Genomic DNA, 19,368 nt, shown 5'->3' with positions numbered 1-19,368 from the left:
GTATACCACCGTTTACTGCGCAGATAATAACCAAAAACAATATGCGTCACATTTTTCTGGTGACAACGTCACAAAATGGCGGTCGTCAATCGTGACGAACAGCACAAACGCTCTTTCTCATCGAAGATTTCAATCTGCCAGACCTGGTGCCTTGAACCGAGATGCAGCGGTTTGCAAACGCCGCGAACCCGCCCTTCTCGCGCCGACCGGACATGGTTGGCATTGATTTCCAGACCAACGACTTTTTGCTCGCCTTCGGTACATAAATAACCGGCAACGGAACCGATACTCTCAGCCAGAACCACAGACGCCCCGCCATGCAGCAACCCAAAAGGCTGCTTCGTCCGCTGATCTACTGGCATTGTCGCTTCCAGCGTGTCATCACCAATATGTTCAAAGCGAATATCCAGTAACCCCACCATGTTTCCTTCACCCATGACATTCAGCGCCTCAAGGGTGATTTTACGTTTCCATATCATTTAATAATCTCCAGTAATGCCTGCACAGGATGGCGTACCCCCGTGCCTTCAACCCGTTTTACCTGGCTTCGGCAGGAATATCCGGTTGCCAGGCAGCGATTACGCGGCAGTCGCTGCATCGCCTGATGCCAGGATAACTCATAGATCCCGAGCGAATTTTTATGATTTTTCGCTTCATGTCCGTAAGTCCCCGCCATGCCGCAGCAACCCACACTGACATTTTCCAGCTTCGCGCCAAAACGGGCAAATATCGTGGCCCACTGCGCTGGCGCACCCGGCAAGGCGGTGACTTCGGTACAGTGGCCAAAGAAATACCACGGCTCGCCACTAACCGCTGCCACCGGCTGTGGCTGAAGTGCGTTTGCCAGCCATTCATTTGCCAGTAAGACCTGAAAATCACCGCGCTCCTCGCCCAGCGCCAGCTTATATTCGTCGCGATAACAAAGCACCAGAGCTGGATCGACGCCCACCATTGGCATTCCCAGCTTCGCCATGCGGTTGAGGAAATCCGCCGTCTTTTTCGCTGTCTTTGCAAAACGATTGAGAAAGCCTTTGATATGCTGCGCTTTACCATTTGGTGAGAACGGCAGTAACACGGGCTGGAAACCTAATTTCTCGACCAGACGGACAAAATCCGCTACCACCTGTGCATCGTAATAACTGGTGAAAGGGTCTTGCACCACCAGCACCGTGCGTGCTTTCTGCTCAGCATTAAGCACTTCAAGCTGTTCCAGCGTCATGTTTGCCGAGCGATGCCCCACCATTTGTTGTTGCAACGACGGCACCGAAAGCAGCGGCAAGTCGACCATGCCGATATGTTTTTTCGACAGTTTGCGCACCAGCGGTTGGTTAATGAAGAAGTTAAACGTCTTCGGCGCTCGCGCCATCAGTGGCGCATAACTCTCGACCGTCGCCACCAGATGGTCACGCAGCGGGCGTAAATAACGGGTGTGATAAAGTTGCAGGAAACGAGAGCGGAACTCCGGCACATCAATTTTGATAGGGCACTGGGTTGAACAGGCTTTACAGGCCAGGCAGCCAGACATCGCCTCTTTGACTTCGTGGGAGAAGTCATACTCACCTTTATTGGCATGCCAGCTATTACGAGTGCGGGCAATCAACGTGCGCAAACTGGCTCGCGTTTCAGGCAGTTCTTGTTCCAGTTTTAATGGGTCAACACCACGGTCAGCCAGCAAACGCAACCATTCGCGCACCAGCGTCGCGCGCCCTTTCGGTGAATGGATACGATTCTGGGTTATCTTCATCGACGGGCACATTGGGCTACGAGCATCAAAGTTGAAGCATAAACCGTTGCCGTTACATTCCATTGCCCCGCGCCACTGCTGACGAACTGCGATAGGGATCTGCCGGTCAAACGTACCGCGTTTCACCGCGTCCACTTTCATCATCGGCGCGTCGATACCTTCTGGCGGACAAATTTTCCCCGGATTAAGCCGATTATGCGGATCAAACGCCGCTTTAACTTTGCGCAGTTCAGCGAAAAGTTCCTCACCGAAAAACGCCGGGCTGTATTCGGCACGAAAACCTTTACCGTGCTCCCCCCACAACAAACCCCCGTATTTCGCGGTAAGCGCCACCACGTCATCAGAGATTTGTTTCATCAAAATCTCTTGTTGCGGATCGCACATATCCAGCGCCGGACGGACGTGCAAGACCCCCGCATCGACGTGGCCAAACATGCCATAGCTTAAACCGTGACTGTCGAGCAGTGCGCGAAATTCAGCAATATAATCCGCCAGATGTTCCGGCGGTACGCAGGTATCTTCGGCAAATGGGATCGGTTTGGCTGCCCCTTTAGCATTGCCAAGCAGGCCAACAGCTTTTTTACGCATCGCATAAATGCGCTCGACTCCAGCCAGCTCACGACACACCTGCCAGCCGATCACGCCCGCTTGCTGGCTGGCGATCAGCTCATCCAGCCGCGCACAGAGTGCGTCTACCCGCTCGTCGATCAACGCCTCATCGTCCCCGGCAAATTCAACAATGTTCAGCCCGAGCATCTCTTTGTCGGGCACATCGGTAATCAGTTCGCTAACGGAATGCCAGACGATATCTTCCCGCGCCAGATTCAGCACTTTAGAGTCCACCGTCTCTACTGAAAGCGCGCGCGCCTCAACCATAAACGGCGCATTACGCAGCGCGGAGTCAAAAGAGTCATATTTGACATTCACCAGACGGCGCACTTTAGGCAAACGAGTAATATCCAGTCGCGCTTCGGTAATAAAGGCCAGCGTCCCTTCTGAACCCGTCAGAATACGAGTCAGGTCGAACTCGGTCATCTCATCGTTAAAGACATGGCGCAGATCGTAACCGGTAAGAAAACGGTTAAGTTTGGGGAACTTGTCGATAATTAACTGCCGCTGCTGGCGGCAGCGTTGATAAACCGTTTTATAGATACGCCCGATAGCGGTGTTGGTTTTACCCAGCGTTTCAGCCAGTTCTACGGGTAAAGGTTGCGTATCGAGAATATCGCCCCCCAACAACACCGCCCGCACGCCCAGCACGTGATCTGACGTTTTGCCATAGACCAGCGATCCCTGACCGGAAGCATCGGTATTAATCATCCCGCCGAGCGTTGCCCGGTTGCTGGTCGAAAGCTCCGGTGCAAAGAAATATCCGAACGGTTTCAGATACTGGTTAAGTTGATCTTTAATCACCCCAGCTTCAACGCGCACCCAGCCCTCTTCAGGATTAATTTCGATGATGCGGTTCATATGGCGAGACATATCAACAATAATCCCCTGGTTGAGCGCCTGACCGTTAGTGCCGGTGCCACCGCCGCGTGGGGTGAAGATCAGCGATGAATAGCGTTCCTGCGCAGCCAGACGGGCGATTAACGCCACATCTGCGGTTGAACGTGGAAATACCACCGCATCGGGGAGAAGTTGGTAAATGCTGTTGTCGGTCGACATTGTCAGACGATCGGCATAACTTGTCGCCGTATCGCCAGTAAAACCCTGTTGCTCCAGCTCTTGCAAAAAATTAAGCACCAGTTGAACGACGCCGGGTGCCTGGGAAATCTGTGGAATCATTATATTGACCCTTTCCTGCGGTCTGTGATGAGAGATTAATCGTTTGCGTGTTATGTCACTTGTTGTACCACATTTTTTTCTTACACGCCCATCAGAATTAAGGGCAGAATCGGCCTGTTAAAAACCGCTGAAATTGCTCATCATTATGCAGGTGAGTTTCACGTGTTCACGTCGCGTCGACGATTTGACGCACAAAAAAGGTGAAAAGTAGTTATGGTAAATGTTCGTCAGCCCAGGGATGTCGCACAAATTCTGCTTTCGGTGCTGTTTTTAGCCATCATGATTGTTGCATGTCTGTGGATTGTTCAACCCTTTATTCTCGGCTTTGCATGGGCCGGTACGGTGGTTATCGCCACCTGGCCGGTATTGTTACGTTTGCAAAAAATCATGTTTGGCCGCCGCTCTCTCGCCGTTCTGGTAATGACGCTGTTGTTGGTGATGGTGTTTATCATCCCTATTGCCTTACTGGTTAACAGTATTGTCGATGGCAGCGGTCCGGTAATTAAAGCCATTTCCAGCGGTGACATGACGTTACCCGATTTAGCGTGGCTTAATACCATTCCGGTGATTGGCGCGAAGCTGTATGCAGGCTGGCACAATTTGCTGGATATGGGGGGGACGGCGATCATGGCGAAAGTCCGTCCTTATATTGGCACCACCACCACCTGGTTCGTCGGACAAGCGGCACATATTGGTCGCTTTATGGTGCATTGTGCGCTGATGCTGTTATTCAGCGCCCTGTTGTACTGGCGCGGTGAACAGGTAGCGCAAGGTATTCGCCATTTTGCGACTCGTCTGGCAGGCGCTCGCGGTGATGCCGCTGTACTGCTGGCGGCGCAGGCTATCCGCGCAGTAGCGCTGGGCGTTGTGGTGACTGCGTTAGTACAAGCCGTTCTTGGTGGGATCGGTCTGGCCGTTTCCGGCGTTCCTTACGCCACGCTGCTGACGGTATTAATGATCCTCTCCTGCCTTGTCCAGCTTGGTCCGTTGCCGGTGTTGATTCCGGCGATCATCTGGCTTTACTGGACCGGCGATACCACCTGGGGCACGGTATTGTTAGTGTGGAGTGGCGTGGTCGGCACACTGGATAACGTTATTCGCCCGATGTTAATTCGCATGGGAGCAGATTTACCGCTCATCCTCATCCTCTCCGGGGTCATCGGTGGTTTGATTGCCTTCGGTATGATCGGCTTGTTTATTGGTCCGGTACTTCTGGCTGTTTCCTGGCGTCTGTTTGCCGCGTGGGTGGAAGAAGTCCCGCCGCCGACTGACCAGCCGGAGGAAATTATCGAAGAACTGGGCGAAGTTGAAAAAACGAATAAGTAAATCTCTCATCAGGCGGCTTTGCCGCCTGATTGTTAATCAGGGCTAATTAATATTTCCTTTTTTTCATTCACCCTCTTGCTTACTGCCATTCAGCAACGCTTACCTGTCGCAAATCCTTTACAGTTTTTAAACTAATGAGACGAATCTGATCGACGCAAAAAGTCCGTATGCCTACTATTAGCTCACGGTTATAAATCAACATATTGATTTATAAGCATGGAATCCCCTGAGTGAAAAACGAATTGCTGTGTGTAGTCTTTGCCCATCTCCCATGATGGGCTTTTTTTTAACACTTTTTCGCCCCAACAACTCGCCTCTCGATATCTCCAGGAATATTGCACAAGATACTGTGATTCTCTTCAAGCCGTTAGCTGGCTGATAGTGTTATTTATATTTTATCCTTTTATTCATGCAGCCATTACACAATGAACGCTTATGAACTCCAGGCACTACGCCATATTTTTGCCATGACTATTGATGAATGCGCGACCTGGATTGCCCTGACGGGTGACAGTGAAAGCTGGAAACAGTGGGAAGACGGCAAACGTGCCATTCCTGATCGCGTTGTTGAACAACTGCTGGCTATGCGTCAGCAAAGAAAAAAACATCTTCACGCTATCATAAAGAAAATAAATAACCGCATCGGCAATAATACCATGCGTTCCTTCCCTGACTTAACTGCGTTTCAACGTGTCTACCCTGATGGCAATTTTATTGACTGGAAGATTTATCAATCGGTAGCCGCTGAATTATATGCGCACGATCTGGAACGCCTGTGTTGATATTTTAACGGGATACGACGGACGTCATGACAAAAATAATAAACGGATGCTGACATAACAACAGCAACTTTTAAGCAATATTGCTAAGTAGATCTTATGAAAAATCCCTATCTCCCTACCGCACTGGGACTGTATTTCAATTACCTGGTGCATGGTATGGGCGTCATTTTGATGAGCCTGAATATGGCCTCGCTTGAGACGCTTTGGCAGACTAATGCCGCGGGCGTCTCGATAGTTATCTCATCGCTGGGCATTGGTCGATTAAGTGTCTTGCTTTTTGCAGGATTATTATCCGATCGCTTTGGTCGCCGCCCTTTTATTATTCTGGGTATGTGCTGCTATATGGCCTTCTTTTTTGGCATCCTGCACACCAATAACATCATTATTGCTTATGTTTTTGGTTTCCTGGCGGGCATGGCGAACAGTTTTCTCGATGCTGGTACCTATCCCAGTTTGATGGAAGCCTTTCCTCATTCACCGGGTACAGCCAATATTTTAATTAAAGCCTTTGTCTCCAGCGGGCAATTTTTATTGCCGCTAATTATCAGCCTGTTAGTGTGGGCTGAAATGTGGTTCGGTTGGTCTTTTATGATTGCCGCAGCAATTATGATCGTTAACGGTCTGTTTTTATATCGCTGTACCTTTCCACCACATCCGGGCCGTCGCTTGCCTGTGGTAAAGAAAGCGACCACTTCTGCGGGGCATCGCTGCTCAATTATTGATTTAGCCAGTTACACCCTCTATGGCTATATTTCAATGGCAACCTTTTATCTGGTTAGCCAGTGGCTGGCACAATACGGGCAATTTGTCGCTGGCATGTCATACACCATGTCGATCAAATTACTCAGTATCTATACCGTGGGTTCGCTGCTGTGTGTATTTATTACGGCTCCACTCATTCGTAAAACCGTTCACTCAACAACATTGTTGATGCTGTACACTTTTATCTCATTTATCGCCCTGCTTACCGTCTACCTGCATCCCACATTTTATGTGGTGATAATATTTGCTTTCGTCATCGGTTTTACCTCCGCAGGTGGTGTTGTACAAATTGGCCTGACGTTAATGGCGGAACGTTTTCCCCATGCCAAAGGCAAAGCTACGGGGATCTATTACAGTGCGGGCAGTATTGCGACCTTTACTATCTCGTTGATTACTGCCCATCTTTCGCAAAGAAGTATTGCCGATATTATGTGGTTCGATACCGCCATCGCTGCTATCGGCTTTTTACTGGTGCTGTTTATTGGCGTACGCAGTCGAAAAGAAGCACAACATCCATCATTAAAGGAGAATGTTTCTATAGGCGGGTAATGCAATATTCTTTTCAGGTCATGCAAGATTTTACGGATAAATTACTCTTTCTGCGCTAATTAAGGAAAATCGCGATCAAAAACAAACTATCACATGCAATATTCCTGGAAACATAAACTTTATGCCATGTACCCAGAGAAAATTATCTTCAGTATAGTGATTATGAAAACCGTCGAAATACAACACGGACGGTAACAAAATTATCTTTCAGCAAGGAGCTGTGAAAATGTCTCAAAATAAGGCTTTCAGCACGCCATTTATCCTGGCTGTTCTTTGTATTTACTTCAGTTATTTCCTACATGGTATTAGTGTTATTACACTTGCACAAAACATGTCATCTCTGGCAGAAAAATTTTCTACCGATAACGCCGGTATCGCCTATTTAATTTCCGGTATCGGTCTGGGTCGTCTGATCAGCATTTTATTCTTCGGTGTAATCTCCGATAAATTTGGTCGGCGAGCAGTAATATTCATGGCCGTCGCCATGTATATGCTGTTTTTCTTTGGTATTCCGGCCTGCCCAAGTTTAGCTCTCGCTTACGGTCTGGCAGTGTGCGTTGGTATCGCCAACTCGGCCCTGGATACCGGTGGATATCCGGCGTTGATGGAATGCTTCCCGAAAGCCTCGGGTTCAGCCGTAATATTGGTTAAGGCGATGATATCGTTCGGACAAATGCTCTATCCGATGCTGGTGAGTTATATGCTGTTGAATAACATCTGGTACGGTTATGGGCTGATTATTCCAGGCATCGTGTTTGTGCTGATCATGCTGATGCTATTGAAAAGTAAATTCCCAGGTCAGTTGGTGGATGCCAGCGTAGCTGGTGAACTACCGCAAATGAACAGTAAGCCGTTAGTCTGGTTGGAAGGTGTTTCATCAGTACTGTTCGGTGTTGCCGCGTTCTCGACCTTTTATGTAATTGTCGTGTGGATGCCCAAATATGCGATGGCATTTGCCGGTATGTCGGAATCCGAGGCATTAAAAACTATCTCTTATTACAGTATGGGTTCGCTGGTCTGTGTCTTTATTTTTGCCGCACTATTGAAAAAAATGGTACGTCCCATCTGGGCTAACGTGTTTAACTCAGCACTGGCAACGGTAACCGCTGCTATCATTTATCTGTACCCTTCTCCACTGGTGTGTAATGCAGGGGCTTTTGTTATCGGCTTTTCTGCTGCTGGCGGTATTTTACAGCTTGGCGTTTCAGTCATGTCAGAGTTCTTCCCGAAAAGCAAAGCCAAAGTCACCAGTATTTATATGATGATGGGTGGTCTGGCCAATTTTGTTATTCCGCTGATTACCGGTTATCTGTCGAATATAGGTCTGCAATACATCATCGTTCTCGATTTTACTTTCGCGCTGCTGGCCCTGATTACCGCAATTATTGTTTTCATCCGCTATTACCGCGTTTTCATTATTCCTGAAAATGATGTCCGGTTTGGCGAACGCAATCTTAGCACCCCGGTTAGACACAATTAAGCAAAGAAATTAGAGGAGTTAATTATGGATGTTACCGCTAAATACGAATTGATTGGCCTGATGGCCTATCCTATCCGCCACAGTTTATCGCCTGAAATGCAAAACAAAGCCTTAGAAAAAGCGGGATTACCATTTACCTATATGGCCTTTGAAGTGGATAACGATAGCTTTGCCGGTGCAATTGAAGGATTAAAAGCCTTAAAAATGCGCGGAACCGGTGTTTCGATGCCAAACAAACAACTGGCGTGTGAATATGTTGATGAATTAACACCTGCGGCAAAACTGGTTGGCGCTATCAATACCATCGTTAATGATGATGGCTATCTGCGTGGCTATAACACCGACGGCACGGGCCATATTCGCGCCATTAAAGAGAGCGGTTTTGATATCAAAGGCAAAACGATGGTGCTGCTAGGTGCCGGTGGTGCATCAACGGCAATTGGCGCGCAGGGCGCGATTGAAGGTTTAAAAGAGATTAAAATCTTCAACCGTCGGGATGAATTCTTCGATAAAGCCCTCGCCTTCGCGCAACGAGTCAACGAAAACACCGATTGTGTCGTCACCGTTACCGATCTCGCCGATCAGCAAGCCTTTGCTGAAGCCTTGTCTTCCGCCGACATTTTAACCAACGGCACAAAAGTGGGTATGAAGCCTCTTGAAAATGAATCATTAGTTAACGATATCAGTTTGTTACATCCAGGACTGCTGGTCACTGAATGCGTGTATAACCCGCATATGACGAAGTTATTGCAGCAGGCGCAACAAGCAGGTTGCAAAACGATTGATGGATACGGCATGTTGTTGTGGCAAGGGGCTGAACAGTTCACGTTATGGACTGGCAAAGATTTCCCTCTGGAATACGTTAAACAGGTCATGGGGTTCGGCGCCTGACAGGCTGACCGCGTGCAGAAAGGGTAAAAAATGAAAACCGTAACTGTAAAAGATCTCGTCATTGGTACGGGCGCACCAAAAATCATCGTCTCGCTGATGGCGAAAGATATCGCCAGCGTGAAATCTGAAGCTCTCGCCTATCGTGAAGCGGACTTTGATATTCTGGAATGGCGTGTGGACCACTTTGCCGACCTCTCCAGCGTGGAGTCTGTCATGGCAGCGGCAAAAATCCTCCGTGAGATCATGCCAGAAAAACCATTGCTGTTTACCTTCCGTAGCGCTAAAGAAGGCGGCGAGCAGGCGATTTCCACTGAGGCTTATATTGCACTCAATCGCGCAGCCATCGACAGCGGTCTGGTCGATATGATCGATCTGGAGTTATTTACCGGCGATGATCAGGTTAAAGAAACCGTCGCCTATGCACATGCGCATGATGTGAAGGTTGTCATGTCCAACCATGACTTCCATAAAACGCCGGAAGCCGAAGAGATTATTGCCCGTTTACGTAAAATGCAGTCCTTCGACGCCGATATTCCTAAAATTGCGTTGATGCCGCAAAGCACCAGCGATGTCCTGACGTTGCTCGCCGCTACCCTGGAGATGCAGGAGCAGTATGCCGATCGACCAATCATCACGATGTCGATGGCAAAAACTGGCGTAATTTCCCGTCTGGCTGGTGAAGTATTTGGTTCGGCCGCAACGTTTGGCGCAGTAAAAAAAGCCTCTGCGCCTGGGCAAATATCGGTGAATGATTTGCGCACAGTATTAACTATTTTGCACCAGGCGTAATAAATAACGTACCGGCGGGAGTAATCTTCCCCGCCGTATTAAAAAATTTTTTTTAAAGAGTATTTGATAAAAATATTCTGTGGGTATCTGTGCGCTATTTTTAATTCTTGCGCAGAGAAATCCACACCTGAATCAGGAAAAAATAATGAAACCTGTAAAACCACCTCGTATTAATGGACGCGTGCCGGTCCTGTCGGCACAGGAAGCGGTAAGTTATATTCCCGACGAAGCAACACTTTGTGTATTAGGTGCAGGTGGCGGTATTCTGGAAGCCACCACATTAATTACCGCTCTTGCTGACAAATATAAACAAACCCAGACACCGCGTAATTTATCGATTATTAGCCCTACAGGGCTTGGCGATCGCGCCGATCGTGGTATTAGTCCGCTGGCGCAAGAAGGTCTGGTGAAATGGGCATTATGCGGCCATTGGGGACAATCACCGCGTATTTCTGAACTCGCAGAACAAAATAAAATTGTTGCCTATAACTATCCACAAGGTGTGCTCACTCAAACATTGCGCGCCGCTGCTGCCCACCAGCCAGGAATTATTAGCGATATTGGTATCGGAACGTTTGTCGACCCTCGCCAACAAGGCGGCAAACTGAATGAAGTGACTAAAGAAGATCTGATTAAACTGGTCGAGTTTGATAGTAAAGAATATCTCTATTACAAAGCGATCGCGCCAGATATTGCCTTTATTCGCGCCACCACCTGCGACAGCGAAGGCTACGCTACCTTTGAAGATGAAGTGATGTATCTCGACGCATTGGTTATTGCCCAGGCGGTGCACAATAACGGTGGTGTCGTGATGATGCAGGTGCAGAAGATGGTTAAGAAAGCCACGCTGCATCCTAAAGCTGTCCGTATTCCAGGTTATCTTATCGATATTGTGGTGGTCGATCCGGACCAAACCCAACTGTATGGCGGTGCGCCAGTTAATCGTTTTATTTCTGGTGACTTCACACTGGATGACAGTACCCAACTTAGCTTGCCTCTTAATCAGCGTAAATTAGTCGCGCGACGCGCATTGTTTGAAATGCGCAAAGGTGCTGTGGGGAATGTTGGTGTCGGTATTGCCGACGGTATTGGCCTGGTCGCCCGGGAAGAAGGTTGTGCTGATGACTTTATTCTGACGGTGGAAACAGGCCCAATTGGCGGTATTACTTCGCAAGGTATCGCCTTTGGCGCGAACGTGAATACCCGCGCCATTCTGGATATGACTTCCCAGTTCGATTTTTATCACGGCGGTGGTCTGGATGTCTGTTATTTGAGTTTTGCCGAAGTCGACCAGCACGGTAACGTCGGTGTGCATAAATTCAATGGCAAAATCATGGGTACCGGTGGATTTATTGATATCAGTGCCACCTCGAAGAAAATCATTTTCTGCGGCACGTTAACTGCGGGCAGTTTAAAAACAGAAATTGCCGATGGTAAATTAAATATCGTCCAGGAAGGACGGGTAAATAAATTTATCCGTGAACTACCGGAAATTACTTTTAGCGGAAAAATCGCGCTCGAACGGGGACTGGATGTTCGTTACATCACCGAACGTGCTGTATTCACCCTGAAAGAAGACGGTCTGTATTTAATCGAAATCGCCCCTGGCGTCGATTTGCAAAAAGATATTCTCGACAAAATGGATTTCACCCCAGTTATTTCGCCAGAACTAAAACTGATGGACGAAAGATTATTTATCGATGCGGCGATGGGTTTTGTCCTGCCTGAAGCGGCTCATTAACAGGAGTATCACGATGGATTTTTCTTTAACTGAAGAACAAGAACTGCTGCTGGCCAGTATTCGCGAACTGATTACGACTAACTTTCCGGAAGAGTATTTCCGCACCTGCGATCAAAACGGGACATATCCGCGTGAGTTTATGCGGGCGCTGGCGGATAACGGTATTTCCATGCTTGGCGTGCCGGAAGAATTTGGTGGTATCCCTGCGGATTACGTCACCCAGATGCTGGCGCTGATGGAAGTGTCAAAATGCGGTGCTCCGGCGTTTTTGATTACCAACGGTCAGTGTATTCACAGCATGCGCCGTTTCGGTTCTGAGGAGCAGCTACGTAAAACGGCAGAAAGCACGCTGGAAACCGGCGACCCCGCCTATGCCCTGGCGTTGACGGAACCCGGTGCTGGCTCAGATAACAACAGCGCCACCACCACTTACACGCGTAAAAATGGCAAGGTTTACATCAACGGACAGAAAACCTTTATTACCGGTGCGAAAGAGTACCCGTATATGCTGGTGTTGGCGCGCGATCCAGAACCGAAAGATCCGAAAAAAGCCTTCACCCTGTGGTGGGTTGAGTCCAGTAAGCCCGGCATTAAGATCAATCCGCTGCATAAAATCGGCTGGCATATGCTTAGCACCTGCGAAGTTTATCTCGACAACGTGGAAGTTGAAGAGAGCGACATGGTAGGCGAAGAAGGAATGGGTTTCCTCAATGTGATGTACAACTTTGAGATGGAGCGCCTGATCAACGCCGCGCGCAGCACCGGCTTTGCCGAATGCGCATTCGAAGATGCCGCCCGCTATGCCAACCAGCGTATCGCTTTTGGTAAGCCAATTGGTCATAACCAGATGATCCAGGAAAAACTGGCACTAATGGCGATTAAGATCGACAACATGCGCAATATGGTGCTGAAAGTGGCGTGGCAAGCTGATCAGCATCAGTCACTGCGCACCAGCGCGGCGCTGGCAAAACTGTACTGCGCGCGTACTGCGATGGAAGTCATTGACGATGCGATTCAAATCATGGGCGGTCTGGGCTACACCGATGAGGCGCGCGTCTCCCGCTTCTGGCGTGATGTCCGCTGTGAACGAATTGGCGGTGGTACTGACGAGATTATGATTTACGTTGCAGGTCGGCAGATCCTGAAAGATTACCAGAATAAATAATCTTCAGGCGGCGCAGCTTCAGATAAAAACTGCGCCGCCACATTTACCCGGCAAAACTTACAGGTGCAGAAAATTCAGACAAGATTTCTTGTTCCGCAAAACAGTTTTTAAATTGCCTGCGATAATCGCCTGGCGAACAGCCGACATGGCGCAAAAACAATTTGGCAAAGTGGTCGACATTTTCATAACCCACGCGCCATGAGATTTCTGCCTGCGACAAATCGGTATTGGTCAGCAGCCATTTTGCTTCGGTCATACGCCGTTGAATCACATAGTTGATGGGAGAAATACGATACTCTTTAGTAAATTCATGGCAAATATAACTGACGCTGGCACGAAATTTTTTCGATAACTGTTCTAAAGTGATTTTTTCGCGGTAATTATTATTAAGATAAAAGAGAATATCTTTTATCAGGACATCTTTTTTAATATACCCCTGCTCCGAACGATAAGCATTTTTAAAGTTTTCGTAATAGAGAATCGCTAACGTATAGGAAAATGCATCCCACACTGAAGATGTGTTGCCATTTTTACTTTGCGGTAAAATCACACTTAATTCATTAAAAAGCGTTTTGATGACCTCTTTTCCCTGCCCTGCGGCAATTACCGGGCAAGAATGCGGTTGCAGTAACTGATTTTCTTCTGCGCCCTGAAACTGAAAACCGTATAGCGCACAGGTACAGGTCGTTGCCGGGTCGTTAGCATCTGAGGCCACCGCGTGCAGCCTGCCACGTTCTATCACTACAATGTCATCGGCATGTGCCACATATAACGAAGAATCAATGGTAAATCTTGCCACCCCTTTCTTAACATAGATCAGCTCGGTTTCATTATCATGAACGTGATGTCCCGACTCCCATTTAGGATCATCACTAAACGCAAAGCGCGAAAGTCGTGGTATTTTACCGGCGACAAACAGCGTTTCGCTGGCATTATCAAAACAGCGTTGATACATGACAACCTCCCTATTCCATAAGCAAGCAAAAGCAATATATGCAGGATAAAATACGGTGTGTACTGCACTTATACAACTGCGTTTAGCGAGAGCTAAACAAGATTATTTACACTGAATGCAAGATAGTACGTCCACGACGGCATAATATTGCCGCTTATTGTGCTTTTGTTTTAACGATCTCATTTTTTTTGCAAGATTGTTTGCAAGGAAAACAGATTGCTCCGTCGAAAACCCCTTCCTGCTATCGCACACTATTTTCAGGCAATTTTTACCTTCCATCGGAGATGGTTCCGTATGCGACCCACAGGAGAAATCATGAAAATAATAACCTGCTTTAAGCTGGTGCCTGAAGAACAGGACATTGTTGTCACTCCCGAGTACACCCTCAATTTCGACAATGCCGACGCCAAAATTAGCCAGTTCGATCTCAATGCCATTGAAGCCGCAAGCCAGCTTGCAATGGATGATGATGAGATAGCCGCGCTGACCGTTGGCGGCTCATTGTTGCAGAACTCAAAAGTGCGTAAAGACGTGTTATCCCGCGGACCGCACTGTCTGTATATGGTGCAGGATGCCCAGCTTGAGCATGCTCTCCCCCTTGATACGGCTAAGGCACTGGCCGCGGCGGCAGAAAAGATCGGCTTCGATTTACTGATCTTCGGTGAAGGTTCTGGCGATCTCTATGCCCAACAGGTTGGTTTACTGGTAGGGGAAATTCTGCAGCTTCCGGTAATTAACGCTGTCAGCGCCATTCAACGTCAGGGCGACAGCCTGATTATCGAACGCGCTCTGGAAGAGGAAGTTGAAGTCGTTGAGCTTTCACTGCCAGCAGTGCTGTGTGTCACGTCCGATATTAACGTGCCACGTATTCCTTCAATGAAAGCCATTCTCGGCGCGGGCAAAAAAACGGTACATCAGTGGCAGGCGAGTGATATCGGCTGGAGCCAGGCCACGCCGCTTGCTGAACTGATCGGCGTTCGCGTACCGCCGCAAACAGAACGCAAACACATCATTCTCGATAACGATTCGCCGGAAGCCATTGCCGAGCTGGTGGAACATCTGAAGAAAGCCCTGAACTAAAGCCAACGGAGAAGAAACGATGAATCAATTAAACAACGTCTGGGTCTTTAGCGATAATCCTGAACGTTATGCTGAACTGTTTGGCGGCGCGCAGCAATGGGGCCAACAGGTTTATGCCATTGTACAAAATACCGACCAGGCACAGGCTGTTATGCCTTATGGTCCAAAATGTATTTATGTTCTTGAGCAAAACGATGCACTGCAACGCACTGAAAATTACGCTGAAAGCGTTGCTGCCCTGCTGAAAGATAAACACACCTCTATGCTACTGCTGGCCGCGACAAAACGCGGTAAAGCGCTGGCTGCACGGTTAAGTGTGCAACTGAATGCGGCGCTGGTGAACGATGCCACTGCGGTTGATGTGGTCGATGGTCACGTTTACGCCGAGCACCGTATGTATGGCGGGCTAGCGTTCGCCCAGGAAAAGATCAATAGCCCGCTGGCGATCATTACCCTTGCGCCCGGTGTTCAGGAACCTTGCACCAGTGACGCCTCGCATCAGTGTCCGATTGAAACTGTGCCTTACGTTGCTCCGCGTCATGAAATTCTTAGTCGCGAACGCCGTGCGAAAGCGGCAAGCAGCGTGGACCTGAGCAAAGCAAAACGCGTGGTCGGCGTCGGTCGTGGTCTGGCGGCGCAGGATGACCTGAAAATGGTCCACGAACTGGCAGCGACACTCAATGCCGAAGTCGGCTGTTCACGCCCGATTGCCGAAGGCGAGAACTGGATGGAGCGTGAACGTTATATCGGTGTCTCCGGCGTGTTGCTGAAATCCGACCTCTACCTGACGCTGGGGATCTCCGGGCAGATCCAACATATGGTTGGCGGCAATGGCGCAAAAGTGATTGTCGCCATCAATAAAGATAAAAACGCGCCAATCTTCAACTATGCCGACTACGGTCTGGTGGGCGATATCTACAAAGTCGTCCCTGCCCTGATTAGCCAGTTGAGTCGCTAATTCCCTTTCAACCACATCTCCCGCTGTAAACGCAGCGGGAAGGGAGCATAACGCATGTCGGATGACAAATTTGATGCCATTGTGGTCGGTGCGGGCGTTGCCGGTAGCGTTGCCGCATTGGTCATGGCGCGAGCCGGACTGGATGTCCTGGTGATCGAACGCGGCGACAGTGCCGGATGTAAAAATATGACCGGCGGGCGTCTTTATGCCCACACGCTTGAAGCGATCATTCCAGGCTTTGCTGCATCAGCGCCGGTAGAACGCAAAGTCACACGCGAGAAAATCTCCTTCTTAACCGAAGAGAGCGCCGTTACCCTCGATTTTCACCGCGAGCAGCCAGATGTTCCGCAACACGCTTCTTATACCGTATTGCGCAATCGTCTCGACCCGTGGTTGATGGAACAAGCCGAACAGGCGGGCGCGCAGTTTATCCCGGGCGTTCGCGTCGATGCGCTGGTTCGTGAAGGTAACAAGGTCACTGGCGTCCAGGCCGGGGATGATATTCTTGAAGCCAATGTGGTGATTCTGGCTGATGGTGTTAATTCGATGCTTGGCCGTTCGCTGGGAATGGTTCCCGCCTCCGATCCGCATCATTACGCTGTTGGCGTTAAAGAAGTCATTGGCATCACGCCGGAGCAAATCAACGATCGCTTTAACGTCACTGACGATGAAGGTGTCGCCTGGCTGTTTGCCGGTTCCCCTTCTGACGGCCTAATGGGCGGCGGATTCATCTACACCAATCACGATTCCGTATCGTTGGGTCTGGTTTGTGGATTGGGTGATATCGCCCATGCGCAAAAAAGCGTGCCGCAAATGCTGGAGGATTTTAAACAGCACCCCGCCATTCGCCCACTGATTAGCGGTGGCAAACTGCTTGAATATTCCGCGCATATGGTGCCGGAAGGCGGTCTGGCAATGGTACCGCAACTGGTCAACGATGGTGTGATGATCGTCGGTGACGCAGCAGGCTTCTGCCTCAATCTGGGCTTTACGGTTCGCGGAATGGATTTAGCCATCGCATCGGCCCAGGCGGCAGCCACAACGGTGATTGCCGCCAAAGAACGCGCGGATTTTTCTGTCACTAGCCTGGCGCAATACAAACGCGAACTGGAACAAAGCTGTGTCATGCGTGATATGCAGCATTTTCGCAAGATCCCGGCGCTGATGGAAAACCCGCGCCTGTTTAGTCAGTATCCGCGCATGGTCGCCGATATCATGAACGACATGTTCACTATTGACGGTAAACCAAACCAGCCGGTACGAAAAATGATTCTCGGACATGCGAAGAAAATCGGGCTGATTAATCTGCTGAAAGATGGCATTAAGGGAGCAACCGCGCTATGAGCCAGAACGCTACGGTCAACGTTGACGTCAAATTAGGCGTCAACAAATTCCATGTTGATGAGGGCCACCCACATATCATTCTGGCAGCAAATCCCGACATCAATGAATTTCAAAAATTAATGAAAGCCTGCCCTGCCGGACTGTATAAGCAGGATGACGCGGGAAACATTCATTTTGATTCCGCCGGTTGTCTGGAGTGCGGCACCTGTCGGGTGCTGTGTGGCAACACTATTCTCGAACAATGGCAATACCCCGCAGGCACCTTCGGTATTGATTTCCGTTACGGCTAATTACGCTTCCCACAGGCCCGCACCTCGGGCCTGACGTTCTGTTTCGAGAGTCCAAAATGAAAGTGACATTAACGTTTAACGCGCAGCGTCGTGCAGCCTATCGACAACAAGGATTGTGGGGAGACGCTTCGCTGGTCGACTACTGGCGGCAGACTGCATGCGCGATGCCAGACAAAATAGCCGTTGTCGATAATCATGGCGAATCGTACACCTATAGCGCACTCGATCACGCCGCGAACTGTCTGGCAAGCTGGTTACTGGCTAACGGTATTGAATCGGGCGATCGTATCGCTTTTCAATTGCCTGGCTGGTGTGAATTTACTGTTATCTATCTTGCCTGCCTGAAAACCGGTGCGGTTTCCGTGCCGTTGTTGCCTTCCTGGCGAGAAGCTGAACTGGTGTGGGTGCTCAATAAGTGTCAGGCAAAAATGTTTTTTGCACCGACATTGTTTAAACAAACGCGTCCGGTAGATTTAATCCTGCCACTGCAAAATCAGCTTCCACAACTACAACAGATCGTCGGCGTGGATAAGCTGGCTCCCGCCACCTCGTCTCTCTCGTTAAGTCAGATTATTGCCGACAATCCCCCGCTGGTCGCCGCAACATCGGTCCACGGCGATGAATTAGCGGCGGTGCTATTTACCTCCGGAACTGAGGGCATGCCAAAGGGCGTGATGCTAACGCATAATAATATTCTCGCCAGCGAACGGGCTTATTGTGCACGGCTTAACCTGACCTGGCTGGATGTCTTTATGATGCCTGCACCACTCGGTCACGCGACGGGGTTTCTGCATGGCGTAACAGCGCCGTTTTTGATTGGCGCCCGCAGCGTGTTGTTAGATATTTTTACCCCGGAAGCCTGTCTCTCGCTGCTTGAGCAACAACGTTGCACCTGTATGCTCGGAGCAACGCCGTTTGTTTATGACCTATTGAATCTACTTGAGAAACAGCCTGCCGACCTTTCTGCGCTGCGTTTCTTTCTTTGCGGCGGCACCACGATCCCCAAAAAAGTGGCGCGTGAATGCCAGCAGCGCGGCATTAAATTATTAAGCGTTTATGGTTCCACAGAAAGCTCGCCACATGCAGTGGTGAATCTCGACGATCCTTTGTCGCGCTTTATGCACACCGATGGTTACGCTGCCGCTGGGGTGGAGATCAAAGTGGTCGATGATGCACGCAAAACCTTACCGCCAGGTTGCGAAGGTGAAGAGGCCTCGCGTGGCCCTAATGTGTTTATGGGTTATTTTGATGAACCTGAATTAACCGCTTGCGCGCTGGATGAAGAGGGCTGGTATTACAGTGGCGATCTCTGCCGCATGGATGAGGCTGGCTATATAAAAATAACCGGACGCAAGAAAGATATTATTGTCCGCGGCGGCGAAAATATTAGCAGCCGTGAAGTGGAAGATATTCTATTGCAGCATCCTAAAATTCACGATGCTTGTGTGGTTGCAATGCCCGATGAACGCTTAGGTGAACGTTCATGCGCCTATGTCGTGCTGAAAGCACCGCATCATTCATTATCGCTGGAAGATGTAGTGGCATTTTTTAGCCGTAAACGGGTCGCGAAATATAAATATCCTGAACATATCGTGGTGATCGAAAAATTACCGCGGACTGCATCAGGTAAAATACAAAAGTTTTTGTTACGCAAAGATATTATGCGGCGATTAACTCAGGATGTCTGCGAAGTGATTGAATAAGTTTCATCTTCAGGGATCACG

15 protein-coding genes, 1 other RNA gene and 1 pseudogene are annotated in these 19,368 nt (G+C 49.2%); 14 read left to right on the top strand and 3 right to left on the bottom strand.

The annotated features are described in order from the left end of the window. Positions 1 to 68 precede the first annotated feature (68 nt). Positions 69 to 479 (bottom strand): 1,4-dihydroxy-2-naphthoyl-CoA hydrolase, encoded by a 411-nt coding sequence (gene menI / locus C7B16_RS00965; RefSeq protein WP_000637992.1) that lies wholly within the window; start codon positions 477 to 479, stop codon positions 69 to 71. Continuing rightward, positions 476 to 3,532, bottom strand: a complete 3,057-nt coding sequence (locus tag C7B16_RS00960) for an FAD-binding and (Fe-S)-binding domain-containing protein (protein WP_107179263.1) — start codon at positions 3,530 to 3,532, stop codon at positions 476 to 478. The genes menI and C7B16_RS00960 overlap by 4 nt, the downstream gene beginning before the upstream one ends. A 213-nt stretch (positions 3,533 to 3,745) precedes the next feature. On the opposite strand from C7B16_RS00960, the gene ydiK reads away from it, so the two are divergent. The 9 genes and pseudogenes from ydiK (at position 3,746) to C7B16_RS00915 (ending at position 13,017) form a co-directional block, all read left to right on the top strand. Further along, on the top strand, positions 3,746 to 4,858 hold the full coding sequence (gene ydiK / locus C7B16_RS00955; RefSeq protein WP_107179262.1) for an AI-2E family transporter YdiK: 1,113 nt from the start codon (positions 3,746 to 3,748) through the stop codon (positions 4,856 to 4,858). A 184-nt stretch (positions 4,859 to 5,042) separates the two neighbouring features. Next, positions 5,043 to 5,148, top strand: an RNA gene (gene rprA / locus C7B16_RS00950) — antisense sRNA RprA. Between the two features lie 135 nt (positions 5,149 to 5,283). Continuing rightward, a complete protein-coding gene (locus C7B16_RS00945) occupies positions 5,284 to 5,640 on the top strand; it encodes a YdiL family protein (RefSeq protein WP_000995294.1) in 357 nt (118 codons plus the stop codon). A 96-nt stretch (positions 5,641 to 5,736) separates the two neighbouring features. Further along, positions 5,737 to 6,951 carry an MFS transporter gene (locus tag C7B16_RS00940; RefSeq protein WP_107179261.1) on the top strand — a complete coding sequence of 405 codons (1,215 nt, stop codon included), beginning with the start codon at positions 5,737 to 5,739 and terminating at the stop codon, positions 6,949 to 6,951. A gap of 226 nt (positions 6,952 to 7,177) precedes the next feature. Further along, positions 7,178 to 8,444, top strand: a pseudogene (locus tag C7B16_RS00935) (MFS transporter). Between the two features lie 11 nt (positions 8,445 to 8,455). After that, a complete protein-coding gene (ydiB, locus tag C7B16_RS00930; protein WP_000383450.1) occupies positions 8,456 to 9,322 on the top strand; it encodes a quinate/shikimate dehydrogenase in 867 nt (288 codons plus the stop codon). A gap of 30 nt (positions 9,323 to 9,352) precedes the next feature. Continuing rightward, positions 9,353 to 10,111 carry a type I 3-dehydroquinate dehydratase gene (aroD, locus tag C7B16_RS00925; protein WP_000860190.1) on the top strand — a complete coding sequence of 253 codons (759 nt, stop codon included), beginning with the start codon at positions 9,353 to 9,355 and terminating at the stop codon, positions 10,109 to 10,111. Positions 10,112 to 10,256: 145 nt separating this feature from the next. Beyond that, positions 10,257 to 11,852 (top strand): acetyl-CoA--acetoacetyl-CoA transferase subunit alpha/beta, encoded by a 1,596-nt coding sequence (locus C7B16_RS00920; RefSeq protein WP_016248664.1) that lies wholly within the window; start codon positions 10,257 to 10,259, stop codon positions 11,850 to 11,852. A 13-nt stretch (positions 11,853 to 11,865) separates the two neighbouring features. Further along, positions 11,866 to 13,017, top strand: a complete 1,152-nt coding sequence (locus C7B16_RS00915; protein ID WP_000347861.1) for an acyl-CoA dehydrogenase — start codon at positions 11,866 to 11,868, stop codon at positions 13,015 to 13,017. Positions 13,018 to 13,060: 43 nt separating this feature from the next. Here the strand turns inward: C7B16_RS00915 and C7B16_RS00910 are convergent, their stop codons facing one another. Then, the gene (locus C7B16_RS00910) at positions 13,061 to 13,972 is read right to left on the bottom strand and encodes an AraC family transcriptional regulator (protein ID WP_000284772.1); all 912 of its coding nucleotides are present in this window, start codon (positions 13,970 to 13,972) and stop codon (positions 13,061 to 13,063) included. A 315-nt stretch (positions 13,973 to 14,287) separates the two neighbouring features. Here C7B16_RS00910 and C7B16_RS00900 point away from each other — a divergent pair, with 315 nt between their 5' ends. The 5 genes from C7B16_RS00900 to fadK are packed head-to-tail and all read left to right on the top strand — an operon-like array spanning position 14,288 to position 19,347. Next, positions 14,288 to 15,052, top strand: coding sequence for an electron transfer flavoprotein (locus tag C7B16_RS00900; RefSeq protein WP_000692120.1), 765 nt, complete (start codon positions 14,288 to 14,290; stop codon positions 15,050 to 15,052). A 19-nt stretch (positions 15,053 to 15,071) separates the two neighbouring features. Then, entirely contained in the window at positions 15,072 to 16,010 is a 939-nt protein-coding gene (locus C7B16_RS00895; RefSeq protein WP_001072708.1) for an electron transfer flavoprotein subunit alpha, read from the top strand. Positions 16,011 to 16,064: 54 nt separating this feature from the next. Further along, on the top strand, positions 16,065 to 17,354 hold the full coding sequence (locus C7B16_RS00890) for an FAD-dependent oxidoreductase (RefSeq protein ID WP_001278500.1): 1,290 nt from the start codon (positions 16,065 to 16,067) through the stop codon (positions 17,352 to 17,354). Beyond that, positions 17,351 to 17,644, top strand: coding sequence for a ferredoxin family protein (locus tag C7B16_RS00885; RefSeq protein WP_000081086.1), 294 nt, complete (start codon positions 17,351 to 17,353; stop codon positions 17,642 to 17,644). Before C7B16_RS00890 ends, C7B16_RS00885 begins: the two co-directional genes overlap by 4 nt. 56 nt (positions 17,645 to 17,700) lie before the next feature. Then, positions 17,701 to 19,347: a medium-chain fatty-acid--CoA ligase gene (gene fadK, locus C7B16_RS00880; RefSeq protein ID WP_000869242.1), complete on the top strand. Its 1,647-nt coding sequence runs from the start codon at positions 17,701 to 17,703 to the stop codon at positions 19,345 to 19,347. Positions 19,348 to 19,368 lie beyond the last annotated feature (21 nt).

The sequence above is a fragment of the Escherichia sp. 20412-1 genome (assembly GCF_003027595.1).
Lineage (GTDB): Bacteria > Pseudomonadota > Gammaproteobacteria > Enterobacterales > Enterobacteriaceae > Escherichia > Escherichia marmotae.
Note: the sequence above shows the minus strand (reverse complement) of the source record. Positions and strands in the feature narration are given on the sequence as shown.